The sequence below is a fragment of the Roseburia intestinalis L1-82 genome (genome assembly GCF_900537995.1).
GTDB lineage: Bacteria > Bacillota > Clostridia > Lachnospirales > Lachnospiraceae > Roseburia > Roseburia intestinalis.
The window spans coordinates 4,083,303-4,109,029 of sequence record NZ_LR027880.1 but is presented as its reverse complement, the minus strand read 5'-3'; the positions used below and the strand labels follow the sequence as shown (position 1 = coordinate 4,109,029).

The 25,727-nt window shown below is 38.5% G+C and carries 24 protein-coding genes and 2 pseudogenes; 24 read left to right on the top strand and 2 right to left on the bottom strand.

Going from position 1 to position 25,727, the window contains the following annotated elements:
• Position 1: 1 nt before the first annotated feature.
• From RIL182_RS19280 to RIL182_RS19255, 6 genes and pseudogenes are all read left to right on the top strand, one after another.
• Positions 2 to 742: a lantibiotic immunity ABC transporter MutG family permease subunit gene (locus RIL182_RS19280; RefSeq protein WP_005330844.1), complete on the top strand. Its 741-nt coding sequence runs from the start codon at positions 2 to 4 to the stop codon at positions 740 to 742.
• Positions 743 to 756: 14 nt separating this feature from the next.
• On the top strand, positions 757 to 1,419 hold the full coding sequence (locus RIL182_RS19275) for a response regulator transcription factor (RefSeq protein WP_006858444.1): 663 nt from the start codon (positions 757 to 759) through the stop codon (positions 1,417 to 1,419).
• Positions 1,407 to 2,783 carry a sensor histidine kinase gene (locus RIL182_RS19270; RefSeq protein WP_006858443.1) on the top strand — a complete coding sequence of 459 codons (1,377 nt, stop codon included), beginning with the start codon at positions 1,407 to 1,409 and terminating at the stop codon, positions 2,781 to 2,783. The genes RIL182_RS19275 and RIL182_RS19270 overlap by 13 nt, the downstream gene beginning before the upstream one ends.
• 204 nt (positions 2,784 to 2,987) lie before the next feature.
• Positions 2,988 to 3,488: a DUF5597 domain-containing protein gene (locus RIL182_RS19265; protein ID WP_006858475.1), complete on the top strand. Its 501-nt coding sequence runs from the start codon at positions 2,988 to 2,990 to the stop codon at positions 3,486 to 3,488.
• Between the two features lie 304 nt (positions 3,489 to 3,792).
• Entirely contained in the window at positions 3,793 to 4,986 is a 1,194-nt protein-coding gene (locus tag RIL182_RS19260) for an ATP-binding protein (protein WP_015559645.1), read from the top strand.
• Positions 4,987 to 5,274: 288 nt separating this feature from the next.
• Positions 5,275 to 5,457, top strand: a pseudogene (locus RIL182_RS19255) (transposase); the annotation flags it as partial.
• Positions 5,458 to 5,628: 171 nt separating this feature from the next.
• Here RIL182_RS19255 and RIL182_RS19250 read toward each other — a convergent pair.
• Positions 5,629 to 6,471: a helix-turn-helix domain-containing protein gene (locus RIL182_RS19250; protein ID WP_006858442.1), complete on the bottom strand. Its 843-nt coding sequence runs from the start codon at positions 6,469 to 6,471 to the stop codon at positions 5,629 to 5,631.
• Positions 6,472 to 6,641: 170 nt separating this feature from the next.
• On the opposite strand from RIL182_RS19250, the gene RIL182_RS19245 reads away from it, so the two are divergent.
• The 15 genes and pseudogenes from RIL182_RS19245 to RIL182_RS19175 all read left to right on the top strand — a co-directional run.
• A complete protein-coding gene (locus RIL182_RS19245) occupies positions 6,642 to 8,021 on the top strand; it encodes an MFS transporter (RefSeq protein WP_006858441.1) in 1,380 nt (459 codons plus the stop codon).
• 24 nt (positions 8,022 to 8,045) lie between these two features.
• A complete protein-coding gene (locus RIL182_RS19240; RefSeq protein ID WP_006858440.1) occupies positions 8,046 to 8,798 on the top strand; it encodes an alpha/beta hydrolase in 753 nt (250 codons plus the stop codon).
• A gap of 29 nt (positions 8,799 to 8,827) precedes the next feature.
• A complete protein-coding gene (bilR, locus tag RIL182_RS19235; RefSeq protein ID WP_006858439.1) occupies positions 8,828 to 10,762 on the top strand; it encodes a bilirubin reductase, long form in 1,935 nt (644 codons plus the stop codon).
• A 278-nt stretch (positions 10,763 to 11,040) separates the two neighbouring features.
• Positions 11,041 to 11,856, top strand: coding sequence for a class I SAM-dependent methyltransferase (locus RIL182_RS19230; RefSeq protein WP_006858438.1), 816 nt, complete (start codon positions 11,041 to 11,043; stop codon positions 11,854 to 11,856).
• A gap of 312 nt (positions 11,857 to 12,168) precedes the next feature.
• Positions 12,169 to 13,482 (top strand): IS4 family transposase, encoded by a 1,314-nt coding sequence (locus RIL182_RS19225; protein ID WP_118413678.1) that lies wholly within the window; start codon positions 12,169 to 12,171, stop codon positions 13,480 to 13,482.
• A 162-nt stretch (positions 13,483 to 13,644) separates the two neighbouring features.
• On the top strand, positions 13,645 to 13,857 hold the full coding sequence (locus RIL182_RS21835; RefSeq protein ID WP_243128717.1) for a hypothetical protein: 213 nt from the start codon (positions 13,645 to 13,647) through the stop codon (positions 13,855 to 13,857).
• Positions 13,858 to 13,945: 88 nt separating this feature from the next.
• Entirely contained in the window at positions 13,946 to 14,752 is an 807-nt protein-coding gene (locus tag RIL182_RS19215) for an ABC transporter permease (protein WP_006857425.1), read from the top strand.
• Between the two features lie 99 nt (positions 14,753 to 14,851).
• On the top strand, positions 14,852 to 15,484 hold the full coding sequence (locus RIL182_RS21830; protein WP_006857424.1) for a TetR/AcrR family transcriptional regulator: 633 nt from the start codon (positions 14,852 to 14,854) through the stop codon (positions 15,482 to 15,484).
• Positions 15,465 to 16,286 (top strand): alpha/beta fold hydrolase, encoded by an 822-nt coding sequence (locus RIL182_RS19205; protein ID WP_006857423.1) that lies wholly within the window; start codon positions 15,465 to 15,467, stop codon positions 16,284 to 16,286. The genes RIL182_RS21830 and RIL182_RS19205 overlap by 20 nt, the downstream gene beginning before the upstream one ends.
• Positions 16,287 to 16,364: 78 nt before the next feature.
• Positions 16,365 to 16,514, top strand: coding sequence for a hypothetical protein (locus tag RIL182_RS21420; protein ID WP_157579701.1), 150 nt, complete (start codon positions 16,365 to 16,367; stop codon positions 16,512 to 16,514).
• Positions 16,515 to 16,533: 19 nt separating this feature from the next.
• Entirely contained in the window at positions 16,534 to 16,734 is a 201-nt protein-coding gene (locus RIL182_RS19195; protein WP_006857422.1) for a hypothetical protein, read from the top strand.
• 402 nt (positions 16,735 to 17,136) lie between these two features.
• Positions 17,137 to 18,864 carry an ABC transporter ATP-binding protein gene (locus tag RIL182_RS19190; RefSeq protein WP_044999092.1) on the top strand — a complete coding sequence of 576 codons (1,728 nt, stop codon included), beginning with the start codon at positions 17,137 to 17,139 and terminating at the stop codon, positions 18,862 to 18,864.
• Positions 18,864 to 20,711: an ABC transporter ATP-binding protein gene (locus RIL182_RS19185; RefSeq protein WP_006857421.1), complete on the top strand. Its 1,848-nt coding sequence runs from the start codon at positions 18,864 to 18,866 to the stop codon at positions 20,709 to 20,711. Before RIL182_RS19190 ends, RIL182_RS19185 begins: the two co-directional genes overlap by 1 nt.
• A 7-nt stretch (positions 20,712 to 20,718) precedes the next feature.
• Entirely contained in the window at positions 20,719 to 21,159 is a 441-nt protein-coding gene (locus RIL182_RS19180; RefSeq protein ID WP_242655572.1) for a MarR family winged helix-turn-helix transcriptional regulator, read from the top strand.
• A 52-nt stretch (positions 21,160 to 21,211) separates the two neighbouring features.
• Positions 21,212 to 21,349: pseudogene (locus tag RIL182_RS19175) on the top strand (adenylate kinase); the annotation flags it as partial.
• Positions 21,350 to 21,409: 60 nt separating this feature from the next.
• On the opposite strand, the gene RIL182_RS19170 reads toward RIL182_RS19175, so the two are convergent.
• A complete protein-coding gene (locus tag RIL182_RS19170; protein WP_006857455.1) occupies positions 21,410 to 22,003 on the bottom strand; it encodes a hypothetical protein in 594 nt (197 codons plus the stop codon).
• 308 nt (positions 22,004 to 22,311) lie between these two features.
• On the opposite strand from RIL182_RS19170, the gene RIL182_RS19165 reads away from it, so the two are divergent.
• The 3 genes from RIL182_RS19165 to RIL182_RS19155 all read left to right on the top strand — a co-directional run bounded on the left by RIL182_RS19165 (position 22,312) and on the right by RIL182_RS19155 (position 25,717).
• A complete protein-coding gene (locus RIL182_RS19165) occupies positions 22,312 to 23,820 on the top strand; it encodes an ABC transporter substrate-binding protein (protein WP_006857419.1) in 1,509 nt (502 codons plus the stop codon).
• Between the two features lie 62 nt (positions 23,821 to 23,882).
• Positions 23,883 to 24,800 (top strand): ABC transporter permease, encoded by a 918-nt coding sequence (locus RIL182_RS19160; protein WP_006857418.1) that lies wholly within the window; start codon positions 23,883 to 23,885, stop codon positions 24,798 to 24,800.
• Between the two features lie 14 nt (positions 24,801 to 24,814).
• A complete protein-coding gene (locus RIL182_RS19155; protein ID WP_006857417.1) occupies positions 24,815 to 25,717 on the top strand; it encodes a carbohydrate ABC transporter permease in 903 nt (300 codons plus the stop codon).
• The last annotated feature ends 10 nt before the right edge of the window (positions 25,718 to 25,727 follow it).

The following is a 25,727-nucleotide window of genomic DNA, read 5'->3' as shown; positions in this document are numbered from 1 at the left end:
GATGATTGGAAGATCTCTTAATGCAGACTTGCGAAAGATGAAAGGAACATCTGTGATTCTGGCACACTTACTGATTCCGATTATAACCAGCGTTATATTTTTAATATATTACTTTTTTTCACCATGGAATGAAAATATGAAAGTGATTGCATTTTATCAGGCAATAGGAGCAGGACTTCCGGTACTTATTGGAATTTTTACAGCAAGTGTGATGGAACAGGAACAAAATGCAGGTGATTTTCAAAATCTGTTGTCTTTACCGGATAAACCTGCAGCATTTTTATCGAAACTGTTGATGCTACTGGTTTTGTGTCTGTGCTCTATCCTATTGACAGCAATCATATTCGGAATTGGATTTGGAAGAATCGCATCAAGCGATATCGAAATCATGAAAGGATGTATATTTGCAGCATTGCTGCTGTGGGGAAGCAGTGTTCCACTTTATCTGTGGCAGCTGATTCTGGCTTTTCAGTTTGGAAAAGGGGTATCCATTGGAGCAGGGATTATATCAGGACTAATTAGTGCATTGATGCTTACCGGACTTGGAGATTATGTGTGGAAATATGTATTTGTCTGCTGGACGGGTAGAGTACCATATACTTATCTGCAATCTGTATTGGGAGAAACTAGTGTAGGTGAATGGTTGTCATTCATACCAGGTTGCTTAATATTTACAGGGATTAGTATGGTATACTATTTTTGGTGGGTAAACCACTGGGAAGGAAACAGAATATCGGAATAGAATCGAGGGAAACTATGGCAAAAATACTGGCAGTTGATGATGAACCGGCAATTTTGGAAATGATAGAAAGCATTTTGAATAAGGATGGACATCTGGTTACAAAAGTAAGTAATCCACTAAAAATTAATATGGAAGAATTACATCGTTATGACCTGATTTTACTGGACATTATGATGCCTGGAATTGATGGCTTCGAATTATGCAAAAGAATCAGGGCACTTGTGGATTGTCCGATTTTGTTTCTTACGGCAAAAACGGAGGAAAACAGTCTGGTAAACGGACTTTCTTTAGGAGCAGATGATTATATTTCAAAGCCATTTGGAGTGATGGAACTTCGGGCAAGGATCAATGCACATCTTAGAAGAGAGCACAGGGAACATTCTGTCCGGATGGTTTTGGGGAGGGTCTGTATTCAAATATCTCAAAAGAAACTATTGGTTGATGATAAGGAACTTCCTCTTACGAAAGCGGAGTACGAAATCTGTGAATTTCTGGCTAAAAACAGAGGACAGGTTTTCTCGAAGGAACAGATATTGGAAGCGGTCTTTGGCTTTGACAATGAGAGTAATGACAGTACCATTATCACGCATATCAAAAATATAAGAGCAAAATTTGCGGATTATGATTATACACCGATAAAAACAGTCTGGGGGATTGGATATAAATGGGAAGAGTAAAGAGAAGCAATGCACTCAGCAGGATTTTTATGAGATATGTACTGGTCATGCTTGGATCATTAGTAGGTTTGGTGATTGTTGCTTGGCTGCTGCTGTACCTTTTGATTAGTGTGGGCTGTATTTATCCGGCAAATTATGCAGAGCAAAAGATTAATGAAGCATATGATACGATTCTACGTGCAGATAAAGTGACTGCTGAGATGATTCCCGCACTTTGTGATTATGTAATCTTTTCAGAGAATGGAGAGAAAATAGGTGGAGATCTGTCAGAACAATACGAACAGATAGCATGGAATGTTGCAAAGTACGGAAACGCATCCGGGAAATATTTTTATAAAGTAATTGTAAGGGAAAATGAATATGTTGTATTGCAATATCGCCTGACACCTCAATATCATTCAGCTTTTTTGAGGGAGCATTTTATAGGGCCACAGAATGTGATGATTATTATGTCTGTGATTGGAGCGGTAGCGATTATCATCATTCCGTCCATACGTTTTGGAAAAAGAATCAAAAAGCAGATGCAGCCTGTATTAGACGCAATCAGACAAATAAAGGATCAAAATCTGGAATATGAGACATCCTGTTCCGGTATCAAAGAGTTTGATGACTGTTTATCGGCAATCGATGATATGCGAGATGCATTGCGAGAATCTTTAGAAAAGCAGTGGAAAACAGAGCAGGAAAAGAAACAGCAGATGTCTGCTTTGGCGCATGATATTAAAACACCTCTTACGATTGTACGGGGAAATGCAGAACTACTTTCAGAGACTGAACTGACCACAGAACAGAAGAAAAATATCACTTATGTTTTGAACGGCACAACACAGATACAAAGTTATGTAAAACAGTTGATAGATGTCACAAAATCATGGAATTGCAATGATGTTACCTATACAACGGTGAGGTTAGAAGATTTTTTCGCAGATATAAAGGAACAGGCACTCGGACTGGTAGAAATCTATCACCAGAAGATAGATTGGAAGGCGGAACAAAGTGATAAAAAGGTAACGATTGCTTATGATCCAATGTTCCGGGCCGTAATGAATGTGATTCAGAATGCAGTGGAGCATACAAAAGAAAATGGAATCATTTATATTGACGCAAAGGAGCAGGATGACCGGCTGACATTCATTGTGGAGGATAGCGGATCAGGATTTACAAAAGAAGCATTATTGCATGGCACAGAGCAGTTTTTTATGGATGACACAAGTAGAAATGGCAAAGCCCATTATGGGATTGGGCTTTTTTTCGCAAAAACTGTGGCTGAAAAATATGGCGGAGGGATTAAACTTTCAAGTTCTGAAAATACAGGTGGGGCGAGGGTAGAAATATTTTTCCTGAGTAGTCAGGAAACAAGCTAAATAGACCGCAATTGATAGACATTACTACTACGTTTGCTGTAATCTCATGGAAGAAGGAGGCATACAGAATTATGATAGCTGATAAAATTAAAAATGCTCGTACTATTCTTTATTACATAACTATAATTATAGTTGGGATTATATGCACATATAAGAAGAGAATAATATAACTTTTGTTATGATATCAAATGATTTTTTCATTTAATGGGGAAACCATTTAACAATACTCAGGGAACTTTGTTTGGCATAGATGTAACGGATCCCCTTTTAGAGAAACCGCAGAACATTGATGAGTATCGGTTTTGTGCAAAAACGCTTAAAAGCATGATGGAACTTTTGGTAGAAAGATACGGCACAAACAGACTTCAGGCGGTGATTTCCGAAAACATGAACGGACCAATAAAACTTAGTTTTGAAGAATATGGATTTGAAATAGATATGTTTTGTGATGAAGTCACGAGAGAAGATGGAGTTTGCTTAGTCTTGGAAGAAGAAAAAGATACCTTTTTCCTCATTATAAACGGATGTAAGATAAATCCTTTTTCCAGAAACGATCAAAAGCGCAATTGTGATTTTTTATATATGGAGGAGGGAAGTTTTCAAGATGGAGAGTGGAAAAGAGGGCGCCGTTTGAATGGAGACGAAATCTTTTCACCAGTTTTTAATCAATTTACACTGCTAAAAGTCAAATTATTCGCGTATTAGGTTGTAATTTGTCAGGTAGTAACATTACCTGGAACATCGCACTACCGGCATCAATGGAACGAAATTTCTGCTGTGACTATTCCTGGCAGATGCGCCCAGCCGCTGACAATACTGCCAGACGGCTTTATTTCTCAAACAGAGATGACATCCTGCGGATTAAACGGAGTATTCCTATTAGTAAAAAGTCTGAAAGAAAAGTTCTCGTCAATACCACTACAACTATTAGCCAAAAATGAAAAAATATTGATTTTGGCTAATAGAAACAGTATAATAAGTACATACTGTTTGTGAAAGGATGATGCAGATGAAGCTGATAGAGCGTAGACAGTATTTAGATAAGTTAATCAATGTACTTGGGACTCCGGATATCAAGGTCATTACCGGTGTAAGACGAAGCGGAAAGTCAAAGTTGCTAGAAGCATTTAGAGCATATATTGAATCGGAGAACCCGGATTGCAATATTATACAGATAAATTTTAACCTGCCTGATTATGACGATTTACTGACTTATCGCGCATTATACGATTATGTAAACGCACATTATGTTGCAGGTAAAGGGAATTTTGTCTTTATTGACGAAGTGCAAATGTGCAAAGATTTTGAGAAAGCAGTCAATGGACTTCATGCCAGCGAGAAGTATGATATCTATATTACCGGTTCAAATGCCTTTTTGCTAAGTTCGGATTTGGCTACGTTATTTACAGGGCGTACTTTTGAAATAAAAGTATATCCGTTTTCCTTTAGTGAGTATATGAAGTACTTTGGCTTGAAAGACCGCTACGACGCTTTGGATAAGTATGTGCTAGAGGGTGGAATGTCTGGTTCCTATCTTTATAAAGATCAGGAAGCAAAGTATGATTATATAGCTGATGTGTTTGATACACTGATAGTGCGTGATATACGCAAAAAATACAAGATAAGAAATACGCAGCTTATGGACAGAATTGTGGATTTCCTTATGGATAATGTGTCGAATCTTTCGTCTGCGCGTAACATTACCAATACTCTGGGAAGCATGCAGGAGAAGATACACCATACGACGGTTGGCAATTATATGCAATACCTGTGCAATGCATTCGCGTTCTACAAGGTTAGGAGATATGATATTAAGGGGAAAAAGTATTTATCGAGCAACGACAAATACTATTTGAGTGACCATACTTTCCGTTATGCAAAGCTTGGGACAAAGAATATGGATTACGGGCGGATACTAGAGAATATCGTGGCGATTGAGTTGTTGCGTAGAGGATATGAGGTATATGTGGGCATATTATATAAGAAGGAAATAGATTTTGTCGCAGTGAAGCGGAGTGAGAAAATCTATATTCAGGTATCTGATAATATCAGTGAAGAGAAGACCTTTGAAAGAGAGGTTGCTCCACTTTTGCAGATTAAAGATGCATACCCTAAGTATGTGATAGCCAGAACCAGGCATGATGAATACCAGTATGAGGGAATCAAGGTTATTGACATTGCGGATTGGTTGTTGGACAAATAAATCTATTAGCCCAAAATGAAAAAAATAAGAAATTGGCTAATAGAACAAAGCGAACCAAATAAAGGATAACGTATAAGGCATTGGTCATAATCGGCTGATGCCTTTTTTGTGCACAATTTTAAACAGATATAAAGTGGTTTATAAGGAAATAATTGAAAATAAATCATATTTTTTTGACCCTTTTTTGCAATCAGCTATTTTTTACTCCAAATAAATGATAGAAGCCAGTAAATAAAGGATGGCAACAGAAAGGAGAAGCTGATATGCAGGAACAGAAGAACTGTACCGGGAAGATTCGAATTTGTATTCACTCCCAAACATGGATCATGGCTCAATATGGTTGAAGGTTTCTTTAGCAAGATGACTCGTCAGATGCTCAGAGGTATCCGTGTTAAATCTAAGGAGGAACTTACTAATCGTATCTACAGATATTTTGCAGAAATAAACGAAGAGCCGATTGTGTTCCATTGAAAATATAATCTCGATGATATTGATGTATCGGAAGAAATCATTGTTGATACACTGCCTGTCAAAAAGTCGAGTTAATTAAAGGATGAAATACTAGAAACCACCTATGTGTTCGTTCATATTTTAAGCCCGCTTAATTGCGGGCTTATTTGCTTTATTCTACAAACACAATCATTACTTTTCATTCCTGTCAATCTGTAAATTATTGTAATATTGCATTGGAGTAACACCATATTCTTTCTTAAATGCTCTAAAAAAATGATTATACCCTCCAAATCCACCAAGCGCATATACCTCACGAATACTTTTCCCCTGCTCTATATAATGGCGGCATAAATCAAGTCTGCTCTTTACAATGTATGAATGAGGTGTCTCACCTGTCATTTTTTTAAACTCTCTTACTATATGATAACGGCTTACATAAAATTCATTTTCCAAGCGCTCCAACGAGATATCTTCTGTCAAATGTTCTCTGATATAAATAAAAATATCATCCATTACAACGTGTTTTTTCTTATTCGTCTTAATCTGTACATCCTCCTGAACAGATGAGCGAAGTGCAAGTACAAGAATCATAGTTAATAGGCTTTTCTCGTATAATGAGCGGGCAAATTTAGGCGGCTCATTATTCATAGAATAGAGCTTTTTGGATATATTCTTTATAAGCATAGCCGATTCACTCTCAGAATGAACAATCTTAACTTGATACGGAACAAAATCAAACGCTTCATCAAGTCTTGTTTCTTCATCTGACAATTTCCTTAAAAGTTCTTCACCTATATAAAGAACATAAACTTCAAGAGGATACTTATTTTTACGATATTCAAGCTTTACTTTATTACCTGGCTTAATAAATATCAAATCCTCCATAGTACATACAATATTATCATCCTCCTGGTGCATATACCCTATCCCACCAGCTATAAATACAATTGTATAGCTCTTCTTTTGCCCAAAGCTTCGCTGGGTACTATCCAATATTTTCAAATATTCCATTTTGTAGCCTTGCTTTTTCATATGTCTATTTTGCACACTTTCCTATTATATTTTTTGTTCATTTTGTCAAAATATACAATATATCAATTTTTCGTAGTTTGCAAGCAATATTTGTATATGGATATCAGCATAACCACAATATAATAAGATTGTAGCTACCAAAACAATATAAATTTGGGAGGTAAATTATCATGAAAGAAACAAGACCTTTTTCCATGAAGGACAAAATTGGTTACACTCTTGGCGATTTGGGATGTTGCTGTACTGAGCAGTTCCGTGCCATGTATCTTGCTATTTTTTATACACTGGTATTAAAAGTTAATCCAGTACACGTAGGAATCCTTATGCTTATTACAAAGTTTTGGGATGCTATAAATGACCCTTTAATTGGTGCACTTGTTGATAGCCACAAAAACAAAGGAAAAGGAAAATTTATTCCTTGGATTAAATTCTTTGCTTTTCCAACTGCAGTACTCTGTATATTAGGATTTGTTAACGTAAGCAATTTCGCTTATGGTGCACGTATTGCTTATATGTTCATTACATATATTGTTTACGAAATTATGTACACATGTGTCAGCGTTCCATTTGGTAGTCTTTCAAGTGTAATGACTGATGATGTTAACCAACGTACTGACCTTTCTCGTTTCAGAAGTCTTGGCGGTACAATTTTTATGACAGTTATCGTTATTGCTGGACCATTATTCTTATATAAAGATAACCAGCCAGTACCTAGCCATTTCCTTATTATGTCAGCAATCTGTGCAGTTATTGGATTAATCTGTCTTATGTTTACATCTCATTGGTGTAAAGAGCGTATTATTACAGAGCCAGTTGTTGAGAAAAAAGAAAAGCTTAACTACTTCCAGGTAATTAAAGATATTACTAAAAACAAAGCATTACTCGGAGTTATGTTATCAAGCTTTATCGGTATTGTTGGAGCAGGTATGGTTAACGGATTAAATACTTATTTATTCCGCGATTATTTTGGAAATGTTGCCATCATGGCAGTTTCAGGTATGTTAAGTGTAATCTGGTCACTTATTGCATTTGTAGGCACAAAATTTGTTGCTAAGAAATTTGGAAAGAAAGAATGGATTATGTACAGTGCAACTTTCTCAGTTGTTGTTTATGCTATTTTATTCTTCTTCCCACTTGAAAATCCTATGCTCTTTATTATCATCAACGGAATCTGCTATCTTGGAGTAAGTGGTTTCCAAGTATTAGTTTGGGCACTTGTAAATGATGCAATTGATTATCAGGAACTTCAGACAGGAAAACGTAATGAAGGAATTGTATATTCAGCATATACATTCTTCCGTAAACTTGCTAATGCTGTATCAGGAAGTATGAGTAGTTTTGCACTTGCAATTGCTGGATTCCAGGTTAATGAAGCTGTCCAGAATGAAGCATTCTCAGGACGTCTTTGGAAAACATATACAGGTTTATATGTTGTAGGATATTTATTAGCTGTTCTGGTATTAAAATTTATCTACCCTCTTACAAAAGAGAAAACAGCTGAAATGTTACAGGATTTAGCTGACAAGCGAAATGCTGCTACTGCAGAATAAAATTAGAAACGGAGGTATTTTAAATTGACAAAACAAGTAGAAATCACAAACCGTGATGGACACATCTTACGCGGAATAGTTAACATTCCAGAAGATGGCACAAGATTTCCTGCTATTGTAAATGTACATGGCTTTACAGGGAATAAAAGCGGTTACAAAAGTATTTATACTCACACAGCCAGATTCTTAGCTGAACATGGATTTGCCAGTGTCCGTTTTGATTTATACGGAAATGGTGAAAGTGATGGTGAATTCGAGGACATGACCTTTACAGGTATCCTACACGATATCGAGGATATTATAAACTGGACTAAAACACAAGATTTTGCCAATCCAGATAAGATTATCTTATCTGGTCAGAGTATGGGAGGATACGCAGCTGCTACTGCCGCTCCTATTGTTAATCCTTATGCTCTCATGCTTATGTGTCCAGGTGCTGGAATGTGGTTTGGATGTAAGGATCGTGCTGAAGCCATGGAAGCTCAGGGAATCACCAAGGCCGATATTGAAGGACTCACTTTCCCAACATCCTTTAATCATGATTTATTTAATTATGAGCCATTCTCGTCAGCAGAAGGATACAACGGACCAGTCCTCCTTATAAGAGGAACTGCAGATGATTTGGTAGATGATGCAACATGCCATAGATATGAGTCACTTTACAATGGAAAATGCAATTATAAAACGATTGAAGGCGCTAACCACAATTTTGCCAGTGCTTTTGCAAGAGCAGAATTAGACAAATTAATGTTAGAGTTTTTAACACCACTTAAATAGTATACTCACTTTGAAAGGAAGTATGAACAATGAAATTATTAGAGCCTATAAAAGTTGGAAATATTGAGTTTAAAAACCGTATTATGTTCCCACCACTTACAACAGGATATGAGGAAAAAGATGGTTCAATTGGAGAACAAAGTTTTCGTTTTTACGAGCGTCTCGCAAAAGGCGGTGTCGGATATATAGTAATTGGAGATGTTGCACCACTTCCAACATTCTCTCCTACACCAAAGCTTTATTCACCTGAGCAGGTTCAAAGCTTCAAAAAACTTGCTGACGCATGTCATGAAAATGGTGCAAAGCTTGGAATTCAGTTATTCCATCCTGACTACAATGTCAAAGCTTTAAACGATATGTTCCATCAGGGCAAAATGCAGGAAGCAAGAGCTAAACTTCACCATGATATGCAGCACTTTGTAAATGAAGTAACTGCAGAAGAACTTGATGAAATAATAAAGCATATGGAAAACTGTGCTATCTTAGCACACGAAGCTGGTGTTGATTGTATTGAAGTACATGGAGACCGTCTTGTTGGTTCTCTCTGCTCTCCTATTTTAAATCATAGAACTGATGAATATGGCGGTGACCTGGCTAATCGTACACGTTTTGCATTAACACTTGTAAAAAGATTAAAAACAATCGTACCTGACATGGTTATCGACTACAAGCTTCCTATAGTTACTCCTCTTGGAGAAAATAGTTTTAGAGGAAAAGGTGGTCTTCCATTTGATGAGGCTTGCATTTTTGCAAAAGAATTAGAAGCTTGCGGTGTTGACACATTACATGTTGCACAGGCTAACCATACAGGAAATATGGGTGATACAATCCCTGCCATGGGAACACAGCCATACGGATTTATGGTTTCTTATTCTAAAAAAATAAAAGAGCTTGTATCTATTCCTGTATCTGTAGTAGGCCGTATCGTTACACCAGAAGCTGCCGAAGCAGTTATTGCAAATGGTTCTGCTGATATCATTGGATTAGGTCGTTCTCTTCTCACAGACCCTGACTTTGCAAACAAATGCGCAGATGGACATTGCTGTAATGTCAGAACATGTATGATGTGCAATAAGGGATGTACAGATAATATTCAGAATCGTGCTTTCTTAAGTTGTGTACTTAATGCTGAAAACGGTTACGAAGCAACACGACATATAACTCCTGCAGCATCATCAAAGAAAATAGCTATTATTGGTGCTGGTATTGCTGGACTTGAAGCTGCACGTGTTGCTGCATTAAGAGGTCATAGTGTAACCATTTTTGAGAAATCACTTCAGATTGGTGGTCAGTTACTTATTGCTAGTGTACCTCCAAGAAAAGAAGAAATGATGAGAAGTATTAATTATTATGCAAATGTACTTCCTGAATTAGATGTTACATTCAGGCTAGGTGAAGAATTCACATCACAGGATTATAATTCATTCGATGAAGTAATTGTGGCAACAGGTGCGAACAACGCAATAATCCCTGTTCCTGGCAAAGATCTTCCAACTGTTACAAGTGCATGGGATGTGCTTGCCAAGAAAGAAATCGTATTCGGTAATGTTTCTGTAATCGGTGGTGGTCTTGTAGGTGTTGAGACAGCTGAATATCTGGCTTCACGTGGATGTAAGGTTACAATTATTGAAATGATGGACCAGATTGCAAAAGAAGAAAGCAACACTGTTCTACCTACTCTAATGAGTGAATTAGAGCATTATAATGTTCAAATAGTAACATCTGCAAAATTATCAGAAATCAAAGATGATTCTGTAGTTGTTGAAAAAACAATAGACGACAATACATCAACAGAAGAAATTGCTTCAGACTTTGTTGTAATGGCTGTTGGTGCAAGAAAGAACCTTCCAGAGCTTTCTGATTGTCCTCTCCCACTTCACTATATTGGTGATTGTGCTGGAGAACGTCCAAGTAATATTGATCATGCTATTAAATCAGCATATGATGTGGCATGTGAAATATAAATTATTAATTACCCCATTACCACAAAATCCATGTTCCAATTTAAGGAACATGGATTTTTATTATAATATATTTAAATATTATTGTTTAAAGTTCGTAAACGCTCCATACGTTTACATTCCGTCTTTATCGTTTCCTCAATCGGAATTTGTGAGGATAAAATGCAACTTAGAAAATACACAACTTATGACTGTGGGTATTTGGCTGAATTGTTTATTTTCATAAAATGTGTTACAATCAAGTTAGCCGAAACTAATTATATTGCAAAAAAGGTAAATGTATGAGTGAAAGAATAAAACCTACTATCAGTGGCAGTGCTGAGACAATGCTCCAGAGCTTTTATGCCAGAGCCCAATATTCCAAAAGTAAGCATAATAAATTCTATGATGCAAAGGCGGTAGAATTAGTCGACAAAATTGATTATGATTTTTCTACAGCGGCTAGGGATTCTACGATGGGGAAAGGGGTAATTGCTAGAACGATAGTTTTTGATGAATTAGTAAAGAATTTTATAGAGAAAAATCCTGATTGTACGGTGGTTAATATTGCCTGTGGTCTGGATACGAGATTTTATCGCATGGATAATGGTAAAATCACCTGGTACAATCTGGACCTGCCAGAAACGATAGCAATCCGCAATCAGATTTTCGAGGAATCAGGACGTGTTTCTACGATAGGAATTTCTGCACTTGACCCTGCATGGTCAAAAGAAGTAAAAGTGCGGGGGAAAATGCTTTTTATCATTGAAGGATTATCAATGTATCTGACAGCAGAAGAAAACGGTAAGATATTAAAAATAATAAAGGACAACTTTGATAATGCCTGTATTCTTATGGAATGTCTGGCAAAGGCATGGGTAAAGAAAGAAGGAATAGAAAAATCCATACAGCAAACAGGCTCAAAATTTGTCTTCGGTGCAGATCATTTTGAAGACCTTGGGAATATGACAACAGGGTATCATAAAATAAAAGATGATAATATTCTTCGTGGCATGGAGTTATTTTCATCTGCATACAGACTTTTGGCGTTATTACCGATTGCAAAAAAGGTTACGCAGAAGATTCTGATATTTGAAAAGGACGAACAAAGCATGTGAAAGAGGCTTTATACGTGAATGTAAAGAGGCGGTGCAGATATGAAGGTTGAAGCAGCGAAAGAAGTGCCAATGGTAAGGACAGATAAAGCCAGATAGTAATTGGGGCGTGGGAGTAATCCCAATGTCATTTAGATAAGGATTATACAAAGAACAGTGTATATAGAAATATGTACCCTGTTCTTTTTTTGTAAAATTATGTTAAGCACTTGACATGATAATCAAAATGTGCGGTCGCTCTAACTATCTTTTTTAAGATAGTTAGAGCGACCCTTGTAATTAAGAAAATATCTTGATTGCAAGGAGAATTACACGATGAATTATTCTACAGAGGTAAAACAAAAATTACTATCAATTATTACAAAAATGGATTCTTACTATTGGCTATTTACAAAGCATCCAAAAACGGACTTTTCCCGTAAAAAGAAATGGTCATTTGAAGAGGTTATGAAGTTCATGCTTACAATGGAAGGCAAAGCATTAAGAGATGAACTGTTGGAATATTTTGAATTTGATAATACTACACCATCAAATTCTTCATTCAATCAGCGTAGAGCACAGATATTGCCTGAAGCATTTGAATTTTTATTCCAAGAATTTACAAAGTCTTTTACGGATAATGTTACATATAATGGTCTTAGACTGATTGCATGTGATGGCTCGGATTTGTGCATTGCACACAATCCCCAAGATGAAACAACCTATTTTCAAACTCTTCCTGACAGAAAAGGGTACAACCTATTGCATTTAAATGCTTTTTATGATTTATGCAGCCGCCAATACACAGATGCAATTATCCAGCCTTCACGCTTGGCGAATGAAAGACGTGCAATGTGTGAAATGATTGACCGATACAATGATACATCAGCTATTTTTATCGCAGACAGGGGTTATGAGAATTATAATATATTTGCCCATGTGGAACACAAAGGAATGTATTATTTAATTCGTGTCAAAGATATAACAAGTAATGGTATAACTTCAAAACTTACAATGCTTCCAGAGAGTGGGGAATTTGATGAATGGGTTAATGTTACGCTTACTAAAAAGCAGACAAATGAAGTAAAAGCAAATCCCAAAAAATACAGAGTTATTGATAAGAAAACGCCTTTTGATTATCTTGATCTGCATTTTAATAATTTTTACGAAATGAAAATGAGAGTGATACGTTTTCCAATACCTCAAGGTTCTTATGAATGCATTATTACAAATCTGCCACAAGATAAATTTAATTCTGATGAAATCAAACGGTTATATGCAAAACGTTGGGGAATAGAAACCTCTTTTCGAGAATTGAAATATGCCTTAGGACTAACACGTTTTCATTCAAAGAAACCAGAATATATTATGCAGGAAATATGGTCAAGAATGACTCTGTATAATTTCTGTGAAATTATAGCAACTAATGTTGTTATAAATGAGAAAAAAGGCTGTAAACATACATATCAGCTCAACTATACCCGAGCAATTCGGATTTGCTGTTACTTTCTATCGATTAAAAAAGAAAAAGCTCCACCCGATGTAGAATATCTAATCGGACATGAGCTTCTTCCTATACGTCCTGGGAGAATAGACCCTCGCAAAGTCAAGACCCAGTCGGCGATAAGCTTTCTATATAGAGCAGCTTAAACAAATATTAGTATATACCATTTTTAAGGCAGATGAAAGCATCTGTCTGTTTGTTGTGCAAATTTATTATGTTAAAAGTGTTATAAGATAGAAATACAGCAGATAAACAAAATGTTTATCCGCTGTATAAGAATTTCTGACTATAAAGCAATCCTTATCTAAATGACATTGGGAGTAATCCTGCGTCCTTTTTGTGTTTTAATGCATCTTGGTTCATATATTATGCATCTTAGTAATGCTCATATAGACATTGAAGCAACAAAGCTTATAGTTAAACATCAGGATATATTTAGAGATTACGAGGTAGTAAAGGGCGGAATGGATGATGTATTTCTTGCGGTAACAGGCAAGGTACTGGGAGGTGAAAACGAATGAAGGCAGTTATTTCTCTTATGAATAGGAACAGGAAATTATTTTTTAGAGATAAAGGAATGTTTTTTCGGCACTTATCACACCATTTATTTTGATTGTATTGTATGCAACATTTTTAGCAAAGGTTTATAAGGACTCTTTTACATCAGCATTTCCGGAAGGATTTACGATTGCGGAAAAGTTGATTGATGGGACAGTTGCATCCCAGCTAGTTGCCGCTCTCTTAGCAGTAAGCTGTGTAACAGTTACATTCTGCGTGAATCTTACAATGGTTCAGGACAAGGTGAATGGTATAAGGAAGGACTTAAATGTTTCACCGATAAGTCGCTCAAAGATATATCTTGGATATTTCCTTGCAACAGTGCTGAATTCATTGCTTGTAAATGGGCTGGCACTTGTGATCGGACTTCTTTACATAGGAAAAATGGGCTGGTATTTAAGCTTTGTGGATGTGCTTTGGATTATTATTGATGAGATTCTTCTGGTGCTATTTGGAAGTACACTTTCAAGTATTATAAGCTATCCGCTTACTACGCAGGGGCAGATGTCAGCAGTAGGAACGATTGTCAGCGCAGGCTATGGCTTTATCTGTGGAGCATATATGCCAATCTCTAATTTTGGCTCTGGATTGCAGAAAGCATTGTCATATCTTCCGGGGACTTATGGAACTTCACTTATTAAGAATCATATGCTTCGTGGCATATTTGAGGAGATGGAGAGTGAGAAGCTTCCAGAGGAGCTGATAACGGCAATAAGGGAAACGTTAGACTGTAATCCGCAGTTTCATGGAAATGTAGTTAATACAACACAGATGATATTAATTATGGCGGGCAGTATCGTGGTATTGGGAGCAATTTTTCTTCTTATGACTTGTCTGCCGGAAAAAGAAAACAGGTAAAGGAGCCTAGTCATTGAAGTGATGGTCAAATGAGGTCTTCCGTTAATCGGTCAATGGGTATATACTCGCATTAACCGAATCGGTCAACGGAGGCAGCTTATGAATGAAAAATTTTATGCATTGTCGGAAGAAAAACAATCTCAAATATTGAATGCTGCATATAAAGTATTTGCAACGAATCAATATAAGAAGGCACCAACCTCAGAAATTGCGGCAGAAGCTGGAATATCCAAGTCACTATTATTTCATTATTTTCATAACAAACTGGAGCTATATCTTTTTCTATGGAAGCATGCAGCAGATTTGACAAAAAAATACATGTGTAAATATAAGGTATATGAAACAGATGATTTTTTTGAAATGCTGCGTCGAGGTTTGATGGCTAAGTGTGCAGTGATGAGAAAATACACATTTTTATCCCTGTTTTCCATTAATTCATACTTTGAAACAGAGCCGGATATTCAATCAACAATTCAACAGGATGTACAGGATGCTACTCATACGACATTGGAATTACTTCTGTCGATTTTGGATCTCGATTTCATCCGCAAGGATATAGAGTTTGCTCGTATATATAAAGAAATTCTGTATGCTTCAGATGGGATGCTAAAGTACTGGTACAGAACAGGGAATTATGATGTAACTGTTTTTGAACAGGAATATCTGGAAATGATAAATCATTGGGAAATAGTTTATGGAAAGGGGAAGGAAAATGACAGAAAACAGTTATAAAACACGCTGTGGCTGCATCCATTATTTTGTAAATCTAATAGATAAACAGAAAATTACGTTAGTCTTTTTGCCGGGACTTACAGCAGATCACAGGCTTTTTGAGAAGCAGACAGAATATCTTGAGAAAAAACAGAATGTGTTTGTATGGGATGCACCATCACATGCATTATCCAGACCATTTACGAATAATTACAGTCTGTCTGACATGGCAGAATGGCTTGATGAAATCTTAGCAAAAGAAGAAATTTATAATCCCATCATTATCGGTCAGTCTATGGGGGGATACCTGGCTCAAATGTATATGGAATTATATCCGGATAAGATAAAAGGCTTTATCTCCATCGATTCTGCACCGCTTCAAAAGTCTTATATTAGTGCAATAGAAATATGGCTTCTTGAAAGAGCAGAGCCATTATATAGAATATATCCATGGAAAGCGCTTCTTAGGGCTGGTTCAAGAGGGTGCGCAGAGACGGAATATGGACAGAAGCTTATGCAAAAGATGATGATGTCCTATGATTCAGACCCTAAAGAATATGCAAGGCTTGCCGGTTTTGGTTACAGAATGCTTGCTGAGGCGATCAAAGCGGATCTCCCATATCGTATCAGTTGTCCGGCATTACTTATCTGTGGAGAAAAGGATAAAGCGGGTTCAGCCAAAAGCTACAATAAAAAATGGCATCAGAGAGAAGGTTTACCGCTTAAATGGATAAAGAATGCTGGCCATAATTCCAATACGGATCAGCCGGATGAAATAAACAGTCTTATAGAAAAATTTATTAGAGGGGTAGAATGTATATGAAAGTATTATTGTTTTGCTGTAAAGGTTTTGAAATGATGGAGTTTTCTGCTTTTTACGATGTTTGCGGGTGGGCGAAAAGTGAATATGAATGAGCCTATTGCAGCGGACAAAAATATTATTACTTCGTATTCCCCGCAAACTGCCAATGATGTTGCATTTATAATGCTGGAACGATTGCTTGGAAAAGAGAAAACTGATATGGTTATAGCAAATTTGTCAGCGAAGTAGATAGAAAAGGAGAGTCCAGATGAAATTAAATATACAGTGGAAAAAAGTATTATATGGAATTGCATTGATAGTTATTGGTATAATATTGGCTGCTTTTCATTTCATTGTGGCTGGAGATGGTATCAGAGATTTCATTTCCAGTATTATTGCAGTTATATCAGTATTGGTAATATTAGTAGGAACTTATATTACATTAAGTGAAATCAAAAACTGTAAATGATAAATTTTAAAGTACCGTGATGATGCTCTCCCTCTTTTGGAGTTATTGAATGTGATATTCCTTTCCATACAAATAACATAGATAGATCAAATAAAATACATTATCGTCTTACACACAAGACAATAATGATATAAAATTGTCTTGCAAACATATTGGCGGGCATATGAACAGAGATTGCCGAAAACAAATCATGATTGATCAAAAAGAAATATACCTGAAGAGGAATTAAAAAATATCCTGGAAGAAAATGACGAGTCGATAGAGGAAGAGATTTATGAATATAAGTTGATGCCGGAGATATTTTGGTGAAAGTTTGAAAGAGAAGCAGTCTGGTTTCCCTCTTGACATCCACTCCACCCCGCAATACAATACTTGCATATGCAACTATTGGAGGTGCAAGTAATGTTAAAACGAGTTTTTTCTTATATGAAAGAATATAAGAAATATGCATGGTTAGGTCTGTTATGCATCGGCGTGGAGGTGATCTTAGAGATCACGGTGCCGCTTCTTATGGCGGACCTGATTGACTATGGAGTCACAAATGCGGATGAGACTTACATTATAAAAAAAGGTCTGCAGATGGCACTCTGTGCAGTGCTGGCATTGATCCTTGGTGTCGGAAGTGCAAAATTTTCCGCGCTTGCAGGACAGGGACTCGGTGCAAATATAAGAAAGGCGGAGTACGAAAAACTCCAGTCTTATTCATTTTCCAATATAGACCATTTCAGCGTGTCGTCGCTTGTCACGCGTCTGACGAGCGATGTGACGAACATCCAGAATGCAGTGTCCACCGGTATGCGTCCGTTTGGGCGGAGTCCGGTCATGCTTATTTTTGCGACATCGTTTGCATTTCGGATCAATTCGACACTGGCGCTGGTCTTTCTTGTGGCACTGCCGACGTTAGCAGTGCTTTTAATTCTTATCATTATCAATGTCGGACCGCTTTACGGGCGCATGCAGAGTGCAATTGACCAGGTAAACCGGTGCATTCAGGAAAATCTTACGGCAATCCGTGTTGTGAAATCCTATGTCAGAGGCGATTACGAAGTGGAAAAATTCGGTGTCGTCAATGAAAATTTAAAATCAGAGTCCGAAAAGGCGTTTGGAACGGCAGTGCTGAACATGCCAGCCATGCAGTTTGTCATGTACGGGACGATCCTTGGAATCCTTTTGATCGGTGGAAAGCTGATCAATGAGGGGAAGATGATGATCGGACAGCTTACAAGTTTTTTGAGTTATGTGCTGTTAATTCTTAATTCCCTGATGATGATGTCAAATGTGTTCCTGCTCATGACAAGGTCGCTGGCATCCGCAGAGCGGATCATGGAAGTCATTGATGAAAAAATCGATATCACAGACGAAAATGCAAAAGACATTGCCGTGGCAAAAGGTGAGATCGAATTTGACCATGTGTGGTTCAAATACAAGGACACTGCAAAGGAATATGTGCTCTCCGATGTTTCTTTCCATATCAAACCGGGGCAGACGGTCGGCATCATCGGTCAGACCGGTTCGTCAAAGACTACACTGGTGCAGCTTATCCCAAGGCTTTACGATGTGACAAAGGGCGAGGTAAAGATCGACGGAATCAATGTAAAAGAGTATCCGGTCAGACATCTTCGGGACGCAGTTGCGATGGTACTGCAGAAAAATACGCTGTTTTCCGGTTCACTGATCGATAACCTCCGCTGGGGAAATGAAAATGCAACATTGGATGAGATTAAAGAAGCATGTCAGATTGCCTGTGTGGATGAGTTTGTGGAACGGCTTGCGGATGGTTATGATACCGAGATGGGACAGGAGGGAGTCAATGTGTCCGGCGGGCAGAAACAGAGGATCTGCATTGCCAGAGCCATTTTGAAAAAGCCGAAAGTACTGATCTTAGATGACTCCACAAGCGCGGTGGACACCGCGACGGAGGCGAAGATACGAAGCGGGCTTGCAGAAAAACTGCCGGATATGACAAAGATCATCATTGCGCAGAGGATATCGTCTGTCCGCCATGCTGACCAGATCATTATCATGGACAGGGGGCATGTGGAGGCAATCGGCACACATGAGAGTCTGCTCCGTGACAATCAGATCTATCAGGAAATCTATGCATCACAGAAGGAAGGAGCTGATCTTTAATGGCAAAGTATGTGGGATATAAAAGACCAAAAGATACGAAAAAGACCATGAAGCACTTCCTGACTTATCTCGGTCATTACAAGTGGGCATTTTTCCTTGTGGCAATTCTTGTATTTATCAGTGCGGGGGCAGGAATCTGCGGCACATATCTGATCAAACCGCTCGTCAACAATTTCATTGTGCCGGGAAATATGAAGGGACTTCTTTTGGCAGTCATCGGCATGGGTGTGATGTACCTGTGCGGTGCGCTCGCAACGCTCGGCTATAACCGGCTGATGGTGCACACCTCGCAGAAAGTCGTGAGCGAAATCCGCATGGATCTGTTCCGGCACACACAGAAACTCCCACTGAAATATTTTGACGACAACACGCGCGGCGAGATCATGAGCCATTTTACCAACGATGTCGACACGGTGCAGGAGGCGATGAACAACAGTTTTGCTATGATCATCCAGAGTTTTCTGACATTGTTTGGAACGATCACAATGATGATGGTGCTCAGCGTAAAACTGACCATGCTCGTGGTGGTATTTTTAGTCATTACCTTTTTGTTCATGCAGTACAATGGAAAATGCAGCAAAAAATATTATCACAGACAGCAGCAGGAACTCGGAAACATCAACGGTTTTGTGCAGGAGATGATGGCAGGACAGAAGGTGGAGAAAGTTTTCAACCATGAAAAGGAAAACTTTAAAGAGTTCTGTGAAATGAATGAGCGGTTTCGCAGGGAGTCTACAAATGCACTGGCACATTCAGGTATGCTCGTGCCGGTGATCGTGGCGCTTTCCTATTTTAACTATGCGCTCTCAGCATGTGTCGGCGGCATGTTTGTGATCCGCGGGCTCATGGATTTGGGAAGCCTGTCGGCTTATCTTGTATATGTGAGACAGAGTGCGATGCCGTTAAATCAGTTTACACAGCAGGTCAATTTCCTGTTGTCGGCGCTCTCAGGTGCAGAGCGTATTTTTGACATGATGGACGAGACGGAGGAGATTGACGAGGGAAAAGTGACACTCTGCAATGTCTGTAAAAATGCGGATGGCACACTGACAGAATGCGCGGAAATTACAGGATTGTATGCGTGGAAACTGTCATCAGGAGAACTGGTACTGTTAAAGGGAGATGTGCGTTTCCATGATGTCGTATTCAGCTATGTGTCGGAGAAAACGGTGCTGAACGGAATATCATTGTTTGCAAAACCGGGACAGAAGATCGCTTTTGTCGGATCAACGGGTGCCGGAAAGACAACGATCGTAAACCTCATCAACCGGTTTTATGATATTCAGGCGGGACAGATCACATATGATGGGATCGACGTCAAAGATATTCGAAAAGATGACCTGCGGCGTTCCCTTGCCATGGTCATACAGGATACACATTTGTTTACCGGGACGATCGCAGACAATATCCGTTACGGGAAACTGGATGCGACGGATGAGGAGATCCGGGAGGCGGCGAAGATCGCCAATGCGGATTCCTTTATCAGCCGTCTGCCGCAGGGGTATGACACGATGCTTTACGGAGATGGGAGCAATTTATCGCAGGGACAGCAGCAGCTCATCGCGATCGCAAGAGCGGCGATCGCAAAACCTCCGGTACTGATCTTAGACGAGGCGACAAGTTCGATCGACACAAGGACGGAGTGTTTGATCGAAAAAGGCATGGATGCCATTATGGAGGGAAGAACCGTATTTGTCATTGCACACAGGCTCTCAACCGTAAGAAATTCCAATGCGATCATGGTACTTGAAAAAGGTGAGATCATTGAGCGCGGCAGTCATGACGAGCTTTTAGAGCAGAAAGGCAGATATTATCAGTTGTATACAGGACAGTTTGAATTGGAGTGATGTTAGGGTGAAAAATGAGATTTTTGATGTTGAAATGTTAAGAAGACGGTTTATCCGGCCGTATTTTATAGAGCTTGGACTTACGGTGGGACAGGGACAGCCGCACATTTTAAAGGAACTGAGGGAGCACGGTGCAATGAACCAGAAAGAATTGTCTGATGCCTGCCTGATCGAAGTTACGACGATGTCGCGGACGATCGACCGGTTAGAAAAGATGGGACTTGTAAAGCGGGAGAGCAATCCCGCCTGCCGCCGTTCCTGGACGATTGCACTCACGGAAGAAGGATGTGAGATGGCGGATAAAGTTATTGAGATATTTGAGATGACAGATGGTATAATGAAAAGCGGAATGAGTGAAGATGAACTTGAGATACTGTCTGCAGGTCTTGAAAAAGTAAAGAGCAACCTCTGGACGGCAATCAGGAATAACGAGGAAAATACGAAATAAAATCAAATGTGCAATAGAAAATGCCGTATTTGACGAAAAGGAGAGAAATGCAATGGGTTATTTAATTTCAGAGACAACAAAAGAAGAACGCGAGAAGATCGTGGCGGAATCATTAGGAAATATTGATGCAGCCTGTGATGGCTGCATGTCCGGACTCGTGGAGATGTATCAGGATTATATCGACGGGAAATTGAACATAGCGGGTACTATGCCTTGAAAAATCTTATGGAATCGCTTAAGATATCATTAATTAGGCGGTAAATCCTAATAATGATTTTTGAAATGCCTCAACAGATGGCATTTCCCAGGCATCAAGATGTTGTAGCATCATGATGCCATAGAGGCGGCAGTACCACATCTTAGTCGATCGGTGCCTGCCGTCTTCTAATTTATAGTCTTCTTTCTCACGCTTATTAGAGCGTTCCACGGAAGTTCTTCGATTGTATTCCTTTTCCCATGCTTTTGAGTCTCTTGGCGGTATGTTAAACAGACTTGGATTATCCTCGGTAAAGATGTGCACGGTTCTGCCGTATTTTGCTGGCGAACAGGGATGTTCACAGAAACAGCCACGTTTCCGGTTAGCCTTTGGACACCGGTATTTCGCCCGGTGTTTAGCAGCTTCATAACCATCTTTATGCATGCGTAAGCCCAACTTACAGACAGGAACGCCATCATCGTCGATTGTGAAATCATTCTTATAAGTGAAGTGTCCGGTATGACCGGGGTTCAAGTCGATAAAAGGCGTGATCTTTTCCCGACAACAGTATTCATAGACAGCATAAGCATCATGGGCGGAATCCAGAAGGAGTTTTTCAATCCGGAATTCAGGAAGATATGCTTTCATCGTGAAAAAGGAATGTAGAAACGAAAGCATGTCATGCCGGGAAGCCCGTTCCAAAAGCGGAAATATGGGAAGGTCGCTGTGAGAATCGGATGCCACGTACATGTAGAGATGGTAGCCGAAAAAATAGCATTGGATAGGAGGATATCTTAAGTATCTTCCATTTTAGAGTTATTTTGTTAAAAAGTGTCAAAAGAGTGATATTGACGAGTCAGTTCAGTTATAGAGATGATGAAAGAAAATGATTAATATAAAGATACACCAGAAGAGAGGTGGATTTATATTAACCTGTCACAGAGAGGAGAAAATGTATGAAAAAAAGAATTCTAGCAGCTATGCTTACTTTGTCTATGGTTGTGTCCATGACAGCATGCGGAAATTCAGAAGCAGGAGGATCAAAGGATTCAGCTAAAAATAACGGTAATGGGGATGAACCATATACAGTTACCATGGTTCTGAATGGAAGCACACAGCCGGATGAAGAAAGAATCGAACAAAAAATCAATGAGATTCTTGAACCGGAACTTAATGCGAATCTTGATATTGTTGTGCTGCCGTGGGCAAGTGCAAGCCAGCAGTTACAGCTTATGTTATCAGGGGATGAAAAAATTGATGTCTTTTATACCCAGGCAACCAATGCAGTGCAGTATATGAATGCAGGACAGATTGTAGACATGTCTGAACTGATTGATAAATATGGAACAAATATCAAACAGATTTATGGAGAGGATATAGCTAAGATCAATCAGGTCGAAGGCTTTGTATATGGCGTGCCAAATCAGATTGAACGAGGAAGTATTCCTGCCATATTTATGAGAAAAGATCTGGTGGAAAAGTACAATATTGATACAACACAGATTAAAGAACCAAAAGATCTGGAAAGTGTTTTTGAGACAGTAAAAGCGGGAGAGCCGGATATGACAATGTTATATTCGAGCAGTGAGAATGATGCACCGGCTACAAGATTATTCCGTGGAGATACTCTGTCAGATAACAATTATCTTGGTGTACTCATGGATCAGACGAACAGCACAAAATTAGAAAACTTCTTTGCGACGGACTGGTTTAAAGATACAACTACCATGCTGCATAACTGGTATCAGAAGGGATATATCAGCCAGGATGCAGGAACTAACACAGAGAACTGGAGAACAGTATGCAAGGCTGGAAATTTATTTTCACTGTTTTTTTCTTATCATCCTGGAACACCGGTAGAATTTGAAAGCTCCACCGGCTATGATTTTGAGATCGTGCCATTTTATAACGAACCGATCATAAATAGCTCATCCTATAATGGTGTTACATTCTCAATTGCCCAGAATTCAGAAAATCCGGAGAAAACAATGGAAGTACTGGATTATATCTACGGAAGTTCAGAGATCATGAATCTTTTAAACTGGGGTGAACAGGATAAAGACTATGTGATAGAAGATGCTGATAATGGCATTATCAATTTCCCGGAAGGAATCACTTCTGATAATGCAGGCTATAACTTAAACCTTGGATGGGAATTGCCAAATCAGTTTATTGCTTATAAATGGACTGGTTCAGATCCGCAATTATGGGAAAAAATGGAAGAATTTAACGGTTCTGCAAAGAGCTCCAAAGCAGTAGGATTTTTATTTGACAGCAGTAATTGTTCAAGTGAGATCGCAGCTCTTTCCAATATTGTAAAACAATACAGCGGAGCACTTTACAGCGGTTCCGGAGATCCAGATGAACTTATTCCGGAATTGTTAGAAGCATTAGATGATGCGGGAATCAATGAAGTGATCCAGGCAAAACAGGAACAGTTAGATGCTTTTCTTGCAGCAAAATAATCAGGTTCAGAAGGAAAGTCCCACAGATACAACGTGGGACTTTTTCATAAAAGGAGAAACTTATGAAGAAGAAAAAGAACAAAGTTAAGGAATATCTGCCGCTCTATCTGATGATGCTTCCGGGATTATTATATCTGCTGATCAATAATTATCTTCCGATGACAGGTATTATACTTGCTTTTAAAAAGTTGAATTTTTCAAAAGGAATTTTGGCAAGCCCGTGGGCAGGACTGGATAATTTTAAATTTTTGTTCTCGTCAAAAGATGCCTGGATTATTACAAGAAATACATTGCTATATAATATAGCGTTTATTCTTGTCAATATGGTCGTTGGAATTGCAATCGCAATTTTAATCTGTGAAGTTAAGAACACAAAAATGAAAAAAATATACCAGAGTGCTATATTATTGCCATTTTTGATGTCGATGGTCATTTTAAGCTATATTGTGTATGCACTTTTAAGTGCCGAAAATGGTCTTGTAAACAATACGATCCTGCCATTACTGCATATAGATCCGATCCAGTGGTATCAGAAACCAAAATACTGGCCGGCGATTCTTATCATTGCAAACTGCTGGAAAGGAGTGGGATACGGATGTCTGATTTATATTGCATCGCTGATCGGTATTGATCCGACTTATTATGAGGCAGCAAGACTGGATGGAGCCACAAAGTGGCAGGAAATCACAAAAATCACATTGCCATGCCTGGTACCGACAATCATTACGCTGTTATTATTGAGCATTGGAAGAATCTTCTATTCTGATTTTGGATTATTTTATCAGGTTCCGATGAACTCCGGTGTGTTGTTCCCAACAACAAACGTAATTGATACGTATGTATATCGTGCATTGATCGAACAGGGAAATATCAGTATGTCATCCGCAGCGGGTGTATACCAGTCATTAGTAGGTTTTGTCATTGTCATGTTAAGTAACTGGATCGTTAGACGTGTAGATAAAGACAGAGCATTGTTTTAGGAGGAGAGTCCATTATGACAAATTCAAAAAAAACAAAGAGATACCAGTTTTGGATCAATCTGATACTGATCGTGATGACATTGACTATTATTTTACCATTTTTGCTGGTATTTATTTCATCCATCACGGATGAAACAGTGTTGATCCGGAATGGATATTCCTTTTTCCCGGAAAAAATAAGCTTTTATGCATATCAGTATATTATCAGACAGGGAGAGAAAATACTCCGTGCGTATGGCGTTACAATTCTTATTACGGTAGTAGGTACCTTTTTTAATCTGATGTTTTCAGCATTACTGGCATATCCGCTGTCTGTGAAGACATTGCCTTATAGAAGGCAGATTACTTTTTTTGTATTTTTTACAATGTTATTTAATGGCGGTTTAGTACCTACATATCTGATGTATGTAAATTATTTTCATATAAAAAATACAATATGGGCACTGATAATTCCTAATTTGTTGCTGAGTGCGAACAATGTGCTGATGATACGGAGCTATTTTATGACAAGTATTCCGGAAGCATTGTATGAAGCGGCAAAAATTGATGGCGCAGGACATACAAAAATCTTTTTTCAAATTACGTTTCCACTTGGTAAACCTATCCTTGTAACCATGGGATTATTTTCGGCACTGGCATATTGGAACGACTGGACAAATGGTTTATACTATTTATCAGGAAATCAGGGACAGAAATTATATAGTATCCAGAATCTTTTGAATCAGATGATCACTGATATCCAGTATCTTGCAAGCGGTAAGGTTGCCGGAAATATAGGGGCAGAAGTTGCAAAACTTCCGACAACGTCCATAAGGATGGCAATTGCTTTTATAGCAATGCTTCCATTATTTATCATTTATCCGTTTTTACAGAAATATTTCGCAGAGGGTATTACGCTAGGGGCAGTAAAAGGTTAAAGGAATATCA